The following is a 17408-nucleotide window of genomic DNA, read 5'->3' on the forward strand; positions in this document are numbered from 1 at the left end:
ATGTTAGAGCTGGATTTTTCACAGCAGCTTGGTGAGTTAGCGCTTGAAGTGAATACCTCGCTACCGACAGAGAGCATTACTGCCATATTTGGGTTATCTGGAGCAGGGAAGACCTCATTAATTAATGTGATAGGGGGGCTAACCAAGCCTAATCGAGGGCGCATTGTGCTCAATGGACGGACGCTGGTCGATATCGAAAAAGGCATCTGCTTGCCGCCCGAAAAGCGCCATATTGGCTATGTCTTCCAAGATGCACGGCTATTTCCCCATTATCGAGTCAAGAATAATTTACGTTATGGTATGGCTCCCGAAATGAAAGGGCGCTTCGATGAAATTGTGGCGTTGTTAGGCATTGAAAAACTTCTAAATCGTTTTCCTATTACATTATCAGGTGGGGAAAAACAGCGTGTTGCTATTGGCCGCGCACTGTTAACCGCACCTGAAATTTTATTGATGGATGAGCCATTAGCTTCTCTTGATTTACCGCGTAAACGTGAGCTACTACCGTATTTAGAAAAACTGTCTCAAGATGTCAAAATCCCTATTTTATATGTCAGCCATAGCTTAGATGAGATTTTACGCCTTGCCGATAAAGTGATTGTGATGGCACAAGGTAAAGTTAAAGCTTTTGGAGCATTAGAGGAGGTGTGGGCAAGCAGTGCATTGCGTCCTTGGCTCCAACAAGAGACATTAAGTAGCGTGTTAAATGTGATATGTCATGGTCACCACCCTGACTATGAGATGACTGCGGTGATTGTGGGCAGTCAAAAATTATGGATCCCGCGTATTGATACAGAAAGAGGCGGGCAGTTGCGTTTACGCATTGATGCCTCTGATGTGTCTTTAGTATTAGAAAAGCCACAGGTCAGCAGTATCCGTAATATTTTATCAGCGGAAGTGGTTGAATGGATTGAAGATGGCGAGCAGGTGGATGTGAAGCTTGATTTAGGCGAACAGCATTATTTATGGGCGCGTATCACACGTTGGGCGCGTGACGAATTGTCTATTCGCAAAGGTCGTCGAGTTTATGCACAGGTTAAAAGTGTTTCATTAAGCCGCCATTACACATCATAACAGTACGTTAGCTGATATCTAAAGTCATGCCGCTTGAGTGAACAGCATAAAGTGGCAAAATGAGTTAATTAGGGGGCTTATTATTGGCCCCCTAATAGATAAAATTACAATACGTATTTATGGATCACTTCAGCGATACCCGGTTGGGTGTTATCACGTGTAACCAGTTTTGCTTGTTGTTTGATTTCATCGACCGCTTGGCCCATAGCAACACCTAGTCCAGCCGTTGTTAACATGCTTAAATCGTTAAAGTTATCACCAAAAGCAACCACATCATTCATGGTCATACCCTGTGATTCAACCCACTGTTTTAGTCGTTGGCCTTTGCTGTTTCCTTTGCGGCCGACGTCGACTTGATCAGCCCATGACCATTCACATTCCAAGCCAAAATCATCTTCAATACCGCGAACAACCTCTTTGAGCTGATCGATATTTTCTGAACTGACGGCAAATTTCCAAATAGATTGATAATCATGTAAGACATCAGCATAGTTTTCGACAAACTGAATATTAGGACGTTGAGCCACTGGCAGGGTTTCTGCCCAACTTAGCGTCCTTTTGATCCCTTCTGTCGGTGCGTTGTATAGCATGGCATCATCAACATACATTAAATGTTGAATATCGGTGCCACGCAGCCTTTCAATCATTTGTGTTGCTGATTCGAGTGTCATAGGGTCTGAAGAAAGAACTTTTTTACCTAAATAATCATAAAGATAAGTACCATTGCAGCAAATTGCAGGGGTATCAAGGTTAAGCTCTTGGTAGAAAGGATGAATGGCAACATGATGGCGCCCTGTCACAATCAACACTTTAACGCCTTGGCGACGTGCTTCATTTAATGCAGCAAGTGATTCGGGCAAAATTTTCTTTTGAGGATCAAGCAGTGTTCCATCAAGATCGAGCGCAATAACGCGGTATGACATAAACGGCTCCACGTGATTTGAGGTTACATATGCCTTAATGAGTGGCCATATGATGGTTTTTGTCGTTGTCAGCTAAACAGAAAGGGATCTGTTAGCCTGATAATAATCCAGTGCTAAAATAATTTTATCATCTTAGCGGATATTGCAGATTAACTAAAGTGGCGCAGAATGAATCGAGTCAGGTTATTGGTAATCTGTTGTTTTAATCATTTTGAGATAATTTAGTGGCGCGATGTATTGAAAAGAGGGGGATTGCTTGTTATTCGCTAGTCTATCCTGAGATTAACCGTCATAATGGAAGAAGATATTTTTATCATGAATCATAAGGAGACAGGATGAATCAGGTTGTCTATATTGCTAGCCCCGAAAGCCATCAGATCCACGTTTGGTCTATGAACGAAGCCGGTGAACTGACGTTATTACAGACGGTGACAACACCAGGCCAAGTACAGCCAATGGTATTAAGCCATGATAAAAAGCACCTTTATATTGGTGTCCGACCCAATTTTCGAGTAATCACTTATCAAATTGAAGATAAGGGCACTCTCAGACTAAAAGCTGAGACGGCAATTCCAAGTACACCGGTACATTTATCATTAGATAACACTGGTAAGTATTTGTTTGTGCCGTCATACCATCAACATAATTTGGCTGTCTTACCTATCAACCAAGAAGGTGTACCACAAACCGCGAGCCAAGTGATCGAAGGGCTACGAAACCCACACTCTTCACATGTTGATGCTGACAATCAACAATTATGGGTGCCGTGTTTGGGGGAAGATCATATTCGCTTATTTGATCTGCATGACGATGGTCATTTAACCGAAGCTTCTGCTGATCAAATCAGTTCAGCAAAAGGCGCAGGCCCTCGCCACCTTGCATTCCATCCACAGCACAAAGTTATTTATTGTGTTAATGAGTTGGATTCAACCATTAACGTTTACCATAAATTTACTCGCTATCGCCAAGTTCAGCATATTAACGTATACCCGGAAGGTCGTGAAAGCCAACGTTGGGCGGCAGATATTCATATCACGCCTGATGGACGTCATCTGTATGCGAGTGAGCGTTCAGATAGCTATATTAGCCATTTCCGAGTATCTGATGATGGCCGCGAGTTGACCCTAGAAGGGATTTATCCAACAGAAGCTCAGCCTAGGGGCTTTAACCTTGATGCAACAGGGCGCTTCTTGATTTCTAGCGGGCAAAAATCTGACAGTATTTCTGTTTCAGAAATTGACCCGATTACAGGTAAACTCACCCAGATTGGTCGCTACCCAGTGGGCAAAGGCCCAATGTGGGTGACGGTATTAGCGCGTTAATTGCTAAACTAAGATCTCCTCAAAGCACTGAGGGGATCTTTACCCCTCAATCACGTTTCTCATTGCACTTGTCACTTTACTCAGTTGTTCCGGTGAAATAATGTAAGGTGGCATAACATAAATCAGCCGACCAAATGGCCTTACCCAAACCCCTTGTTCAACAAACTTTTTTTGTAATTCAGCGGTATTGACTGGCTGCTGCATCTCAATCACGCCAATCGCCCCTAAAACGCGCACCTGCTTGACGCTTGCATGGGAGGACAAAGGTGCTAATTCAGCTAAGAGCTGCTGCTCAATCTTGGCGACAGTATGCTGCCATGGGCTTTCAAGCAATAATTTTAGGCTTGCGTTGGCGACGGCGCACGCTAATGGGTTCCCCATAAAGGTTGGCCCATGCATGAAACAGCCCGCTTCGCCATTACTAATCGTTTCGGCAACATGACGCGTTGTTAAGGTGGCTGATAGTGTCATATATCCCCCCGTGAGGGCTTTGCCTAAGCACATAATATCCGGTGAAATAGCCGCATGGTCACAAGCAAATAATTGGCCTGTGCGGCCAAATCCTGTCGCGATTTCATCGGCTATCAGTAATATGCCATAGTGATCACAAAGCTCACGAACGCCTTTTAGGTACTCGGGGTGATAAATACGCATTCCACCCGCACCTTGTACGATAGGTTCGAGTATAATTGCTGCAATTTCGCGATGTTTTGCTGCAAGTTCCTGCTTAATTGGTAATAAATCATCACTGTTCCATTCATCATGAAAACCACATTGTGGAGCCTCAACAAAAATATGAGGAGGTAGATAACCTTTGTATAGGCCATGCATTGAATTATCAGGATCACATACTGCCATCGCACCAAAAGTATCCCCATGATAACCATGGCGTAAAGTTAAAATACGTTGGCGCTTTTCCCCTCTGGCCTGCCAATACTGGAGTGCCATCTTTAGTGACACTTCCACAGCCACCGATCCTGAATCGGCAAGAAAAATACACTCTAAAGGCGCTGGAGTGATCTCAACGAGTTGACGGCACAAATTCACTGCGGAAGGGTGAGTGATGCCACCAAACATGACATGAGACATTTTTTGTAGCTGCTCAGTAGCAGCTTGATTGAGAACGGGATGATTGTAGCCGTGGATCGCCGCCCACCAAGAAGACATTCCATCAACAAGTGTTTTTCCATCAGCCATAATCAACTCTGCGCCTTTAGCCTCAACGATGGGATAGGCGGGGATCGGGTGGCTCATCGAGGTGTAGGGATGCCAGATATGCTTGGCATCGAATGCAATATCAGAACTGTCCATTTTACTTTGTCGTCAACTTATTTAAATGAATTTGGTTGACATGATAACCACAATATTTAAACTGGCAACGACTTTTTATGATGGAGATCTGCCGTGAGCGAATTAAAAAAGTGGACAACTAAACAGGCTAATGAATTGTTCTCTATGCCTTTCTTTGAGCTTTTGTTCCAAGCTCAGCAAGTTCATCGACAGCATTTTGACCCACAGCAAGTACAGGTCAGCACCTTGCTTTCAATCAAAACAGGGGCATGCCCAGAAGATTGCAAATATTGTGCACAAAGTGCTCGTTATAAAACCGGATTAGAAACCGAACGTTTAATGGAAGTTCAGCAAGTTCTTGAATCTGCAAAAAAAGCGAAGCAAGCAGGCTCAACGCGTTTTTGTATGGGAGCCGCTTGGCGTAATCCTCGTGAGCGCGATATGCCTTATCTCGAAATGATGGTGCGAGAGGTGAAATCGCTAGGCATGGAAACCTGCATGACACTGGGAATGATTGACGATAGCCAAGCTCAGCGCCTTGCCGAAGCGGGGCTTGATTACTACAACCATAATCTTGATACCTCCCCTGAATACTATGGCAACATCATTACCACCAGAACTTATCAAGACCGCTTAGACACATTGGATAATGTACGTAATGCGGGTATCAAAGTGTGCTCTGGAGGGATTCTTGGTTTAGGGGAAAAAATCAGCGATCGAGCAGCGCTGTTGGTTCAACTTGCGAATTTACCTAAACCGCCAGAAAGTGTACCGATCAATATGCTGATGAAAATGGAAGGCACCCCGATGGCGGATAATGAAGATGTCGATCCTTTTGATTTCATTCGAACTATTGCAGTAGCACGTATTATGATGCCGACCTCTTACGTCCGTTTATCGGCGGGTCGCGAATATATGAACGAGCAAACCCAAGCACTCTGTTTTATGGCAGGCGCTAATTCCGTATTTTATGGTTGTAAGCTGTTAACCGCTCCTAATCCGAATGAAAATAAAGATATCTCCTTGTTTAAAAAATTGAATATTAACCCAGAGCGTATTGAAGTGAGCGAAGGGGATAATCAACAAGCGGCACAATTAGCGGAGTCTATTTTGACAGCCGATAATTCACAGTTCTATAACGCGGCTGTCTAATGAGTTGGCAAACATTTATTCAAGCGCAACTCGAGCAGCGTAAACAAAATGCGGCTTGGCGTAAAAGAACCTGTATTGATTACAGCACAGGTCGTGAGTTGCGAATTAACGGGGAAAATTACCTGAATTTTTCAGGAAATGATTACTTAGGGTTAAGCCATCACCCCAAGGTCGTCGAGGCTTGGCAGCAAGGCGCCACATTATATGGCACCGGCAGTGGCGGTTCAGGGCACATTACTGGTTTTACTCGCGCCCATTATGATTTGGAAAACGCGCTATCTGCATGGTTGGGATATCCAAGGGCACTATTATTTATTTCTGGTTTTGCGGCGAATCAAGCGGTGATCACCGCTTTAATGGGGCAAGGGGATCGCATTTTAGCCGATAAACTTAGTCATGCTTCGATTTTAGAGGCATCAATGCTTTCAAAAGCTAATTTACGGCGATTTGCTCACAATAGCCCTGCATCATTACAAAAATTGCTCACCAGCACTTTAGATGTAAAGACACTCGTGATTAGTGAAGGGGTGTTTAGCATGGATGGTGACAGTGCGCCTTTAGCGGAATTAAAACAGCTCGCGGAACAACATCACGCTTGGTTAATGGTCGATGATGCCCATGGTATTGGCGTAAGAGGGCGAGAAGGGCGTGGTAGTTGTGATGTGCATGGTATTAAACCTGAATTACTGATTGTCACCTTCGGTAAAGCATTTGGTTTGAGTGGCGCTGCCGTTCTGTGTGATGAAGCAACCGCAGATTACTTTATTCAAGCGGCTCGCCACCTTATTTATAGTACCTCAATGCCACCAGCTCAGGCAGTTGCGCTATCAGCAACATTACAGCAGATCCGTACAGCCGATGATGCAAGGGAACGGCTTAATCAACATATTGAATATTTCAGAAAAAATAGTCAATTTAGTGATCTGCAATTAGCTGATTCACAGATGGCAATTCAACCCGTCATTGTGGGTGATAATGAGGTGAGCTTACAGCTTTCTGATTATTTACGACAAAAAGGGCTATGGGTACAAGCGATACGTCCACCGACTGTCCCACCAGGCAGTGCACGGCTACGCATTACCTTGAGTGCAGCTCATCACCAACAAGATATCGATCAACTGTTGGAGGCGTTAAATGGTTTTACCATTAAGTGATGAAAAACAAAAAATCGCTTCGGCTTTTGGTAAAGCAGCAAAACGCTATGATTCGATAGCTTATTATCAACAAAATAGTGGTCATCAACTGCTGGATTTATTAGCTTCAGCACGGGTCAATTTACCGGCTAAAAAAGTGATTGATGTTGGCTGTGGCACTGGTTTTTTCAGCCAAATAATTAAAGCACAAGGGGCTGAAGTGACCGCATTAGATTTATCGTCCGGCATGTTGGAGGTTGCACGTCAAAAAAATGCGGCTGAACAGTATATCTGTGCGGATATGGAAGCACTGCCTTTTGCCGATCAAACTTTTAATGTGGTTTTTTCTAATTTGGCTATCCAATGGTGCTCTGACTTATCACTGGCCCTAACTGAACTACATCGAGTGACTAAAAATGGTGGGGTGATTGTATTTACCACGCTTGCTAAAGGCTCTCTATCGGAGCTATCGCAAGCTTGGGCTAGGTTAGATGGCTATTCGCATGTGAATGAATTTTTAAGTTTTGAACAGATAAGCGCGAGTTGCCAACCATGGCAGCATCAATTGCTGCTTCAGACCGATACACTACATTTTTCGGATTTAGCTCGATTATTGAATTCATTGAAAGGCATTGGCGCGACCCATCTCACCGCAGGGCGACGTGGTGGATTGATGACAAGGCAGCGATTACATCTACTTGAGAGCGCTTATCCCACGTCAGCAAACGGTCTTGAGCTCACTTATCAAACTGTATTTGGAATAATTTATCGTGACTAAAACTTATTTTGTGACCGGCACTGATACTGAGGTCGGTAAAACAGTAGTCAGTTGCGCATTACTGCAAGCGGCTAAACAATTGGGTTATCAAACCGCGGGGTATAAACCGGTTGCTTCAGGCAGCGAACAAACAGCACAAGGGCTACGTAACAGTGATGCACTTTTTTTACAAACAAACAGCACATTGCCGTTAACTTACCAAGAAGTGAATCCAATTGTATTCGAAGCGCCAACATCTCCACATATTATTAGTGAAAAAGTTGGGCTGCCAATTGATTTTTCAGTGATGACAAACGGATTAAAACATTTGCAGTCAAAAGCGCAGTGGGTGTTGGTTGAAGGTGCTGGCGGCTGGTATACGCCATTATCAGCACAACAAAGTTATGCAGATTGGGTGGTTGAGCAACAATTGCCAGTGATTATGGTGGTTGGCATCAAACTGGGTTGTATTAATCATGCCTTATTAACCGCACAAGCGATTAACCAATCAGGGCTAAAATTGGTGGGGTGGGTGGCGAATGAAGTCGAGCCAGCAGGAACCTATCAGGCCGAATATTTAGAGACATTGCACCGTTCGATCAATGCGCCTTGCCTTGGTATCATTCCTCATCAAGATGCCGAACAATTTGCCGATGTAGGGCAGTATGTTGATGTGACAGCGATTTAATTTTTTAGTGGTTAATTGTCTATTTTATCAGAGAGCTTGTTTTTCAATATAAACACGCTCTCTGGTGTATTGAACGAAAACTCTTTTGTTGTGCAACGGCTCAGTCTAAACGTAACCCTGCGCCTATCTCTTCCGTTGAATTATCAAGCGATAAAATGACATGTCTTGATTCATCAAGTTCACGCCATCCTTCCCATTTTTCAGGGTGACTTGGCTTAATTAGGGGCTTGTGTGTAAAGCCCCTATATTAAATTTTTATATTCTAAATAATTCAATATTCAGGTAGGTAATAAACGGAGATAGGTAGGGAGTATCGATAACTATCAGACTCGTCTGGCTGAGCGCATTCAATAATCTTATATCCTGAAGTAGATGCTATAACTTGAGCGTTGTTAAACAGCAAAAATATCCTTTAACACCGAATGATAAGGACGATGGCGTAGTCATGGTACATTGAGTGTAATGTTTGGTTATTTATGATCGGATAAGTGTGCCTATCTAGTGGATCTTACTAGATAATTTTTTATGTTCCTGTTTATTCTGTGTAAAAGGCTATTTTGGATCGTTAATCCGTCATTTTTGTCAACTCGGATCCGTTAAAAAAGAGTAAATACTGTTTTTATGATAAATTCTGAGTAAAAATATTTTCACTGAATTGCCATTTTTTTGTCATGTATATGCGCTATGTGGTTTTTAGAGTGGAACGGAAACGCACTATCTGAAAGGGATTGCAGAGTTATCCACTATTTCTGTGGATAACCTTGTGAATTAGATCTAAAAAAACAACCGAATCCAAGGTGACAAGCGGCTTTGCCTTTATTTGATGTGATTTCAGACTTATAAATAATAACTTTAAAATACAATAAGTTAAATAAAATCAAGACATGGGTTGTTATTTGAGATAAGACTAGAAGTCGCATCAGCATAAAATATATAAATCACTTTAGGTCAAGAAAAATTTTTGGGGATAACCTTGTTTTAACCACAATAAAAAATTGCTGGAGAATTTTTAAACTCAGCACTTGAAGCTGGTTTTTTATCCAGTATCATAGGGGGGAGATCGGTTAAGAGGCGTGGGTAATGAGTAAAGTATTTAAATTGTATTCTGATTTTCAGCCTGGTGGGGATCAACCCGAGGCAATTCGTCAGCTTTCTGAAGGGTTAGAAGATGGACTTGCTCATCAAACCTTACTCGGGGTAACAGGCTCAGGTAAAACCTTTACGATTGCCAATGTCATCGCCAAAGAAAATCGCCCAACCATGTTAATGGCACACAATAAGACGTTGGCAGCACAATTGTACAGTGAGATGAAAGCCTTCTTCCCTGACAATGCCGTTGAATACTTTGTCTCTTATTATGATTATTATCAGCCAGAAGCCTATGTGCCTAGTTCAGATACCTTTATCGAAAAAGATGCGTCTGTTAACGAGCATATTGAGCAAATGCGTCTGTCAGCGACAAAAGCACTACTTGAACGGCGTGATGTGATAGTTGTGGCTTCTGTTTCGGCTATTTATGGTCTTGGTGATCCTGATAGCTATTTAAAAATGATGCTGCATTTGACCGATGGGATGATTATCGATCAGCGGGCTATTTTGCGGCGCTTAGCCGATCTGCAATATACACGTAACGACCAAGCTTTTACCCGAGGTACGTTCCGCGTACGGGGCGAGGTGATTGATATTTTCCCCGCAGAATCAGATGAATATGCGTTACGTGTCGAATTATTTGATGAAGAAGTGGAACGGTTGTCTTTGTTCGACCCATTAACGGGGCAAATTCAGCATCGTGTTCCTCGCTTTACAGTTTATCCGAAAACCCACTATGTGACGCCGAGAGAGCGGATCTTAGAAGCGATGGAACAAATTAAGGTTGAACTGGCGGATAGGCGTAAGGTGCTCCTCGAAAATAATAAATTGCTAGAAGAACAACGTATCACCCAACGTACTCAATTTGATCTCGAAATGATGAATGAGCTGGGTTATTGCTCAGGTATTGAGAACTATTCACGTTATTTGTCTGGTCGCGCGCCAGGAGAGCCGCCACCGACGCTGTTTGATTACCTACCTGCTGATGGTTTATTGGTGGTGGATGAGTCGCACGTTACTATCCCGCAGATCGGAGCGATGTATAAAGGTGACCGCTCTCGTAAAGAAACACTGGTAGAGTATGGATTCCGTTTACCGTCTGCGCTTGATAATCGACCATTACGTTTTGAAGAGTTTGAGGCGCTCGCGCCACAAACTATCTATGTTTCCGCGACGCCGGGTAATTATGAAATAGAAAAATCAGGTTCAGAGGTGATAGAGCAGGTTGTGCGACCAACAGGCTTGCTAGATCCTGTGATTGAAGTGCGGCCTGTTGCCACTCAAGTTGATGATTTGCTTTCTGAAATTCGTATTCGTTCGCAGAAAAACGAGCGTGTGTTGGTGACAACGTTAACAAAACGAATGGCAGAAGATTTAACGGAATACCTTGAAGAGCATGGTGAACGGGTTCGTTATTTACACTCTGATATTGATACGGTAGAACGGGTTGAAATCATTCGTGACCTACGTTTAGGTGAGTTTGATGTGCTGGTGGGGATCAACTTGCTGAGAGAGGGTCTCGATATGCCAGAAGTGTCATTGGTGGCTATTCTCGATGCCGATAAAGAAGGCTTTTTACGCTCTGAACGTTCACTCATTCAGACAATTGGTCGTGCGGCGCGTAACCTTAATGGTAAAGCAATTTTATATGGCGATAGAATCACCAATTCAATGGAAAAGGCCATCAAAGAAACGGAACGCCGCCGTGCTAAGCAGATAGCCTTTAATGAGCAACACGGTATTGTGCCGCAAGGCCTGAACAAAAAAATTGGCGATATCTTGCAAATTGGTCACAAAGTGGGTGGCAAATCGAAAGGTCGCAATAAAGAGAGTGCCAAAATCGATAAACGTGAAGATATCCAATTATTATCAACAAAAGAGTTGGAGCAACGTATTTCGCAACTTGAAGCGCAGATGTATAAACATGCTCAGGATTTAGAGTTTGAAGCGGCGGCAAATGTAAGGGATCAATTGCAAGAGCTAAGGGAGCGTTTTATTGCTAATTCATGATGCGACAAAGGTTAACGGCTCTGTGAGTTTTTGCTGTTAACCTTTGGCGTGATTGGTGGTGATATCCCGTGGTGGTTTAAAACAAACGCACGGTTTCTTCGATAGCTTGCAAGAGTAGCTTACGGTCATGACGATAAGGAATATCATCGGCCTCTAACACCCGTTGAGTGACTAACCGCTCATGGCGAATAGGCGCGATATTCGTTCTAGGGCCAACAATCACGGCATCAATTTTTTTGCAGCCGATATGCTGCTCCATCATGGTTAACTTTTCTTGTAACGTGAGGCTAGCTGCGGATGTACTTAGCTCTTTACCTAGGTTACCGATATAGATCATCGGGGCTTTACATTCGCGCAAAGCATCCGTGATATCTTCCAACAGTAGCAGTGGCATCAGGCTGGTGAAGAAACTACCCGGGCCAATTAAAATTAAATCCGCTTGATGAATTGCTTCAATCGCTTCTGCTGTGACTTTTACGGTTGGGTAGAGTCGTAACTCTTTCGGTAATTCAATCAGAGCATCAACATTGACCTCGCCATACACTTCATTACCCATCTCATCAATCGCCATTAAGTCGACGGGAGATTCTGACATAGGAATGAGTTTGGCATCCACTTTGAGCATATTGCGGATCAAATTAATGGCATCAAGAGGGCGTACACTGAGGTGATCTAATGACTTTAGCATCAGATTACCTAAATTATGGCCTGAAAGTTCGCCGTTGCCACTAAAACGGTATTCAAACATCGCCGATGCGATTGATGGCTCAGTAATTAATTGATTGAGGCAGTTGCGCATATCTCCCCAAGCAATCCCACCTTCCGCTCGACGAATACGACCAGTAGAACCACCATTATCCGTCGTGGTGACAATTCCAGTTAATCGAGAGCCTAAAGAGGAAAGCGAAGACATTACGCGACCAAGCCCATGTCCGCCGCCAAGGGCGACAACATGCCTAAAATCAGTCAAACTACTATTCGACATAGTGTTCCTATATCAGTTATTTTTTCAGCGCCAAGGCTATTATACAGTGTTATTGCCAGTTAAATGCAATTTAAAACGCGATTATCACGTCTATCACAAAACGGCGCTAATTTATCATAAAACACCGTTTGGGGGTCATTTACCGTCATCATTGACAGATAAAAATTGAAAATGATGGCAGTTTAAACAGCAATTATCTCATAGGGCTGTTTTTTACTATCCAAAAAAGATCAAAATTTGGGGCAAACCTAATCTAAGATTGCTCTTAATTAACGATTAAAAATAGGGGCTGGATGTTTTTTGTACATGCGCTTAATATTGGGTTTAATAGGTGACATAATACAAATTAGAACATTAAATTTATACTGAATTAACAAACGCATAACTAAACCCTAAGTCGTTGTATAATATATTATATATCGAAATTCAAATTCGCTTTTTCCTTTCTTTTACGCTAAAATCCCCACATAAACTAAGTGAACAAAGTGAGCAATTTGATTGTTAACCTATGCTGGCTTTGTGGGCTTGTTGATAAATATCACTCCTAGCCTTTGTGTCTAAGTTCGCGATAACGAATATGATGCTTTGGCCGTGGCCTCTGAGCCACCAGGGTGCAAGATAGAAATGTCTGCATCTCCCGTATTTGGAAAGGTGTCATTATGCAGCAGCTTGTCGATCAATTTGCTCGGAAATTTTATTATCTCCGTTTATCTATTACAGATGTTTGCAACTTTCGTTGCACATACTGCCTTCCCGATGGTTATAAACCAAGTGGTCGTCACGAATTCCTTTCACTGAGTGAAATTCAGCGCATTAGCCGTGCTTTCGCAGAATTGGGCACAGAAAAGGTACGCATCACAGGCGGCGAGCCGACCATGCGTAAAGATTTTACCGATATCATTGCCGCTATCCATGAAAATCAAGCGATCAAAAAAATTGCGGTGACGACAAATGGTTATCGTATGGCTCGTGATGTACAAAAATGGAAAGAGGCGGGACTCGGAGCGATTAATGTCAGTGTTGATAGCCTAGACCCGCGTCAATTTGCGGCAATTACTGGGCAAGACAAGTTTTATCAAGTGATGCAAGGTATTGATGCTGCCTTTGAAGCGGGATTCGACAAGGTCAAAGTCAACGCAGTATTGATGAAAAACGTCAATGATATTGCTTTAAAATCCTTTTTAAATTGGATCAAACATCGTCCAATCCAACTCCGCTTTATCGAATTAATGGAAACGGGGGAAGGGAGTGACCTTTTTAATCGTTTCCATATTTCGGGAGAAACGATCCGCGACCGTCTTATTGAAGAGGGGTGGTACAGTGTGCCACGCTCTCGTAGCGATGGCCCCGCCCAAGTCTTTAGCCACCCTGATTACCAAGGGGAAATTGGTCTTATCATGCCTTATGAAAAAGATTTCTGCCAAAGTTGTAACCGACTACGCGTTTCTTCTTTGGGGAATCTTCATCTGTGCCTATTCGGTGAAAATGGTATCCCACTACGTGACTTGTTAAGTGACGATAATCAAAACGAAGCATTAAAAGCACGTATTCAAAGTGGTCTACAATTTAAGCGAGAGACGCACTTTTTACATATGGGCGACAGTGGCATCACCCCGAATTTATCCGTTATTGGCGGTTAATGAATTTTTGATTTTTCAGGAGAAAATATGTCCCAACTGACTCATATTAATGCGTCGGGTGAAGCGCATATGGTGGATGTTTCTGCAAAAGCTGAAACAGTCCGTGAAGCGAGAGCCGAAGCATTTGTCACGATGAATAAAGAGACCTTAGCGATGATTGTTGAGGGGAGCCATCATAAAGGCGATGTATTTGCGACCGCACGTATTGCTGGTATTCAAGCAGCGAAAAAAACATGGGAGCTGATCCCGTTATGTCATCCGTTGCTGCTAACAAAAGTTGAAGTGACGTTGCAAGCATTGCCGGAGCAAAACCAAGTCCGTATTGAGTCCTGCTGTCGATTGACAGGAAAAACAGGGGTTGAAATGGAAGCATTAACTGCCGCTTCAGTAGCTGCTTTAACCATTTATGATATGTGTAAAGCGGTGCAAAAAGATATGGTAATTGGGCCTGTTCGCTTATTAGAAAAAACAGGTGGCAAATCTGGTCATTTTAAGGTGGACGCATGATTACGGTACTTTTTTTTGCTCAAGTACGTGAATTGGTGGGAACAGCTCGTCTCGAATTATCAGAACATTACTCAAATGTTGAAGCATTGCGTCAAGCATTGGCACAACGTGGTGACCGGTGGGCTTTAGCTTTAGAAGATGGCAAGTTGTTAGCGGCAGTTAACCAATCTTTTGTAGCAACAGATCATCCATTGGAAGATGGCGACGAAGTGGCCTTTTTCCCACCGGTGACCGGGGGCTAAGATGGAAAATACGCATATTGCGGTACAAACAGAAAATTTTAGTGTAGGCGAGCAGTATCAATGGCTTGCTGAATGTGATAGCGATGGCGCGGTCGTAACGTTTACAGGCAAAGTCCGAAATCATAATTTAGGCGATAGCGTTGCAGCATTAACGTTAGAACATTATCCCGGAATGACGGAGAAAGCGCTGGCCGCTATTGTGGTCGAAGCGCGTCAACGCTGGGCACTACAGCGAGTTAGTGTGATCCACCGAGTAGGTACTTTACAGCCGGGCGAAGAGATTGTTTTTGTGGGTGTGACCAGTGCTCATCGTGGCGCTGCTTTTCAAGCGGCTGAATTTATTATGGACTATTTAAAAACCAAAGCACCATTTTGGAAGAAAGAGACATTGCCTGATAATGAACGTTGGGTCGAGGCAAAAGAGAGCGATGAAGCTTCTGCAAACCGTTGGTGATCAGTAAATTTCATTTATATTTAAAATAATTTTTAGCGTATTTAGACGCCCGTCAGCAGCGGCATGGCATAAATTCTAATCAATGGTTTTAAGTTTGTTGAATGGTATTGTCAATAATTTATGATAAACTTTGTAGGAATTTGTCTGGCTACGGCACGTTGCTGTGGTCGTTTCTTACTAATGTACGAAGGGTAACCATCATGGATCGATTCGATCAACGTAATGATTCTCTTGTCCAGCGCAGCAGTGCCGGCATTCAGACATTTATGTCACAGGTTTATGGCTGGATGACTGTTGGTCTGTTACTGACTGCTTTTGTTGCTTGGTCCACACTGAATAGTGGCTTATTTTATACCATAGCGACTAATAATGTTCTGTTTTTTGGTTTAATCATTGTTGAGTTTGGACTTGTACTTGGTTTGTCATTTTTACTGCCAAGAATGAGTGGTATGATGGCAACGGGCATGTTTATGCTCTACTCAGTACTTACTGGGCTAACAATTTCTGTGGTTTTAGCTGCTTATACAATGGAATCGGTAGCAGGAACATTTTTTATCACGGCGGCAATGTTTGGTGCACTAAGTGTTTATGGTTACACCACAAAGCGTAGCCTAAGTGGTATCGGTAACTTCCTGTTTATGGCGCTTATTGGCCTAATTATCGCTTCTATTGTCAATATTTTCATGAAAAGCTCAGCATTATACTGGGTGATCACCTATGCAGGTGTTCTGATTTTTGCAGGCCTGACCGCATATGATACTCAGAAACTGAAAGAGATGGGTGCACAAATTGACGTGGAAGATAAAGAAAGCATGCGTAAACTCGCTATCCTAGGTGCATTAAACCTGTATCTGGACTTTATCAACCTGTTCTTAATGCTGCTACGTATTTTCGGCGACCGCCGTTAATCATGTATAAATTGTGTATTTAAGATACACAATAGCTTTTAAAGAATATCAACCCTTGTCATGGTCAAACAGACAAGGGTTTTTTATTGTTTAGTAAAAAATATAGTCGTGACTAATAGGTAATTGCTACGCTGTTTTCTGCCGAAAGAGGTAGTAAGCAAAGGTACTGGTAATGACTGATATCACGAGCAGTGGCCATAGGCTCGGCCAAATAACACTAAAATCAGCATCTTTTAAGTAAATCTGTTTGGTGATTTCAGTGAAATGGCGGATTGGATTGATCAAGGTAATTTCTTGCAACCAAATGGGCATATTCTCAACGGGAGAAATATAGCCTGAGAGCAAAATAGCGGGCATCACAAAAACAAATACACCGATAAATGCTTGTTGTTGGGTTGAACACAAAGCCGATATTAATAATCCAAAACCCACTAGTGAAAGGCCATAAACCATCATAGTTGCATAAAATAGCGTGAGGGAGCCTGCAAAGGGGATTTGGTAACAGAAGATACCAATGACTAAGACTAAAGTCGCTTGCGCGGTGGCAATAATCAATGCGGGTACGGCTTTACCGATAAAAATTTGCCAAGTCGTGAGCGGCGATACAAGTAATTGGTCAAGGGTTCCCTGTTCGGCCTCTCGGGCAATCGACAGGGAAGTGACAATCAGTACGCCAATGGTCGTGATTAATGCCACCAGTGATGGCACGATAAACCATTTATATTCCAGATTAGGGTTATACCAGTTACGAACCACTAACTCGCTATTATTGGCTAAAGGGCGGCCTGCCGTTAGCTCGCTTTGATATTGTAATACGATTTGTTCAATATAGTTAGCGGCAATTTGCGCGCTGTTAGAGTTACGTCCATCAAGTAATAACATCATCTTCGCAGTGTGCTGGCTATCGATGTCAGCGCTAAAATTTTGCCCGAAGCGTACGACTAATAAGCTTTCTCGGTTATCCAGTGTTTCTCGGATCTCGTGCTCATTTTTGAGTAATCGTACTTGAGAAAAGGCTTCCGCTTTTGCTAATCGTTGAGTTAATTCGATAGAGTGCTTCCCGCCATCTTGATCGAAAATGGCGATCGTGGTGTTGGTAACCTCAAGGGTTGCAGCCAAAGGAAACAAGATCATTTGGAAAATAACAGGCATGAGCAAAATGATCCGCGTTTGCTTTTCCTGCAATAACGTCTGTAGTTCTTTCATGATCAAGGTATATAGGCGGTAAAACATA

The 17408-nt window shown here is 42.9% G+C and carries 17 protein-coding genes and 1 riboswitch; of the genes, 12 read left to right on the plus strand and 5 right to left on the minus strand.

The window, feature by feature from the left end; all coding sequences use genetic code 11:
• Entirely contained in the window at positions 1-1074 is a 1074-nt protein-coding gene (gene modC / locus PSF11_RS00695; protein WP_072502923.1) for a molybdenum ABC transporter ATP-binding protein ModC, read from the plus strand.
• 104 nt (positions 1075-1178) lie between these two features.
• On the opposite strand, the gene PSF11_RS00700 is transcribed toward modC, so the two are convergent.
• Positions 1179-1997 (minus strand): pyridoxal phosphatase, encoded by an 819-nt coding sequence (locus PSF11_RS00700; RefSeq protein WP_004917819.1) that lies wholly within the window; start codon positions 1995-1997, stop codon positions 1179-1181.
• Positions 1998-2332: 335 nt separating this feature from the next.
• Here PSF11_RS00700 and pgl point away from each other — a divergent pair, with 335 nt between their 5' ends.
• Positions 2333-3319, plus strand: coding sequence for a 6-phosphogluconolactonase (gene pgl / locus PSF11_RS00705; protein ID WP_072502924.1), 987 nt, complete (start codon positions 2333-2335; stop codon positions 3317-3319).
• A gap of 39 nt (positions 3320-3358) precedes the next feature.
• On the opposite strand, the gene bioA is transcribed toward pgl, so the two are convergent.
• A complete protein-coding gene (gene bioA, locus PSF11_RS00710; RefSeq protein WP_040132924.1) occupies positions 3359-4630 on the minus strand; it encodes an adenosylmethionine--8-amino-7-oxononanoate transaminase in 1272 nt (423 codons plus the stop codon).
• 93 nt (positions 4631-4723) lie between these two features.
• Between bioA and bioB the strand changes: the two genes are divergently transcribed.
• From bioB to bioD, 4 genes are read left to right on the plus strand one after another with little or no spacing between them, the layout of a single operon-like run.
• On the plus strand, positions 4724-5761 hold the full coding sequence (bioB, locus tag PSF11_RS00715) for a biotin synthase BioB (RefSeq protein WP_004917825.1): 1038 nt from the start codon (positions 4724-4726) through the stop codon (positions 5759-5761).
• Positions 5761-6915, plus strand: a complete 1155-nt coding sequence (gene bioF, locus PSF11_RS00720; protein ID WP_040132925.1) for an 8-amino-7-oxononanoate synthase — start codon at positions 5761-5763, stop codon at positions 6913-6915. Before bioB ends, bioF begins: the two co-directional genes overlap by 1 nt.
• Positions 6896-7672 carry a malonyl-ACP O-methyltransferase BioC gene (bioC, locus tag PSF11_RS00725; RefSeq protein ID WP_072021678.1) on the plus strand — a complete coding sequence of 259 codons (777 nt, stop codon included), beginning with the start codon at positions 6896-6898 and terminating at the stop codon, positions 7670-7672. The genes bioF and bioC overlap by 20 nt, the downstream gene beginning before the upstream one ends.
• Complete coding sequence (bioD, locus tag PSF11_RS00730) at positions 7665-8339, plus strand: dethiobiotin synthase (RefSeq protein ID WP_004917829.1); 675 nt, start codon at positions 7665-7667, stop codon at positions 8337-8339. The genes bioC and bioD overlap by 8 nt, the downstream gene beginning before the upstream one ends.
• Before the next feature lie 100 nt (positions 8340-8439).
• Here bioD and PSF11_RS21215 read toward each other — a convergent pair whose 3' ends face one another.
• Positions 8440-8559 carry a contact-dependent growth inhibition system immunity protein gene (locus PSF11_RS21215; RefSeq protein WP_115113655.1) on the minus strand — a complete coding sequence of 40 codons (120 nt, stop codon included), beginning with the start codon at positions 8557-8559 and terminating at the stop codon, positions 8440-8442.
• An 860-nt stretch (positions 8560-9419) separates the two neighbouring features.
• On the opposite strand from PSF11_RS21215, the gene uvrB reads away from it, so the two are divergent.
• Entirely contained in the window at positions 9420-11438 is a 2019-nt protein-coding gene (gene uvrB, locus PSF11_RS00735; RefSeq protein ID WP_004917833.1) for an excinuclease ABC subunit UvrB, read from the plus strand.
• A gap of 76 nt (positions 11439-11514) precedes the next feature.
• Here the strand turns inward: uvrB and yvcK are convergent, their stop codons facing one another.
• The gene (yvcK, locus tag PSF11_RS00740) at positions 11515-12423 is read right to left on the minus strand and encodes a uridine diphosphate-N-acetylglucosamine-binding protein YvcK (protein WP_272682725.1); all 909 of its coding nucleotides are present in this window, start codon (positions 12421-12423) and stop codon (positions 11515-11517) included.
• A 529-nt stretch (positions 12424-12952) separates the two neighbouring features.
• Positions 12953-13093: riboswitch (molybdenum cofactor riboswitch) on the plus strand.
• Between yvcK and moaA the strand changes: the two genes are divergently transcribed.
• From moaA to PSF11_RS00765, 5 genes are all read left to right on the plus strand, one after another.
• On the plus strand, positions 13083-14063 hold the full coding sequence (moaA, locus tag PSF11_RS00745; protein ID WP_014657771.1) for a GTP 3',8-cyclase MoaA: 981 nt from the start codon (positions 13083-13085) through the stop codon (positions 14061-14063). It overlaps the preceding riboswitch by 11 nt.
• 27 nt (positions 14064-14090) lie before the next feature.
• Positions 14091-14570 (plus strand): cyclic pyranopterin monophosphate synthase MoaC, encoded by a 480-nt coding sequence (gene moaC, locus PSF11_RS00750; protein WP_004917841.1) that lies wholly within the window; start codon positions 14091-14093, stop codon positions 14568-14570.
• Positions 14567-14812, plus strand: coding sequence for a molybdopterin synthase sulfur carrier subunit (gene moaD / locus PSF11_RS00755; RefSeq protein WP_004917843.1), 246 nt, complete (start codon positions 14567-14569; stop codon positions 14810-14812). The genes moaC and moaD overlap by 4 nt, the downstream gene beginning before the upstream one ends.
• Before the next feature lies 1 nt (position 14813).
• Complete coding sequence (moaE, locus tag PSF11_RS00760) at positions 14814-15266, plus strand: molybdopterin synthase catalytic subunit MoaE (RefSeq protein WP_004917845.1); 453 nt, start codon at positions 14814-14816, stop codon at positions 15264-15266.
• A 200-nt stretch (positions 15267-15466) separates the two neighbouring features.
• Positions 15467-16174 carry a Bax inhibitor-1/YccA family protein gene (locus PSF11_RS00765; RefSeq protein ID WP_004917846.1) on the plus strand — a complete coding sequence of 236 codons (708 nt, stop codon included), beginning with the start codon at positions 15467-15469 and terminating at the stop codon, positions 16172-16174.
• A 126-nt stretch (positions 16175-16300) separates the two neighbouring features.
• On the opposite strand, the gene PSF11_RS00770 is transcribed toward PSF11_RS00765, so the two are convergent.
• The gene (locus PSF11_RS00770; RefSeq protein WP_072502926.1) at positions 16301-17407 is read right to left on the minus strand and encodes an ABC transporter permease; all 1107 of its coding nucleotides are present in this window, start codon (positions 17405-17407) and stop codon (positions 16301-16303) included.
• Between the last annotated feature and the right edge of the window lies 1 nt (position 17408).

It is taken from the genome of Providencia sp. PROV119 (assembly GCF_028482435.1).
GTDB classification, from domain to species: domain Bacteria; phylum Pseudomonadota; class Gammaproteobacteria; order Enterobacterales; family Enterobacteriaceae; genus Providencia; species Providencia stuartii.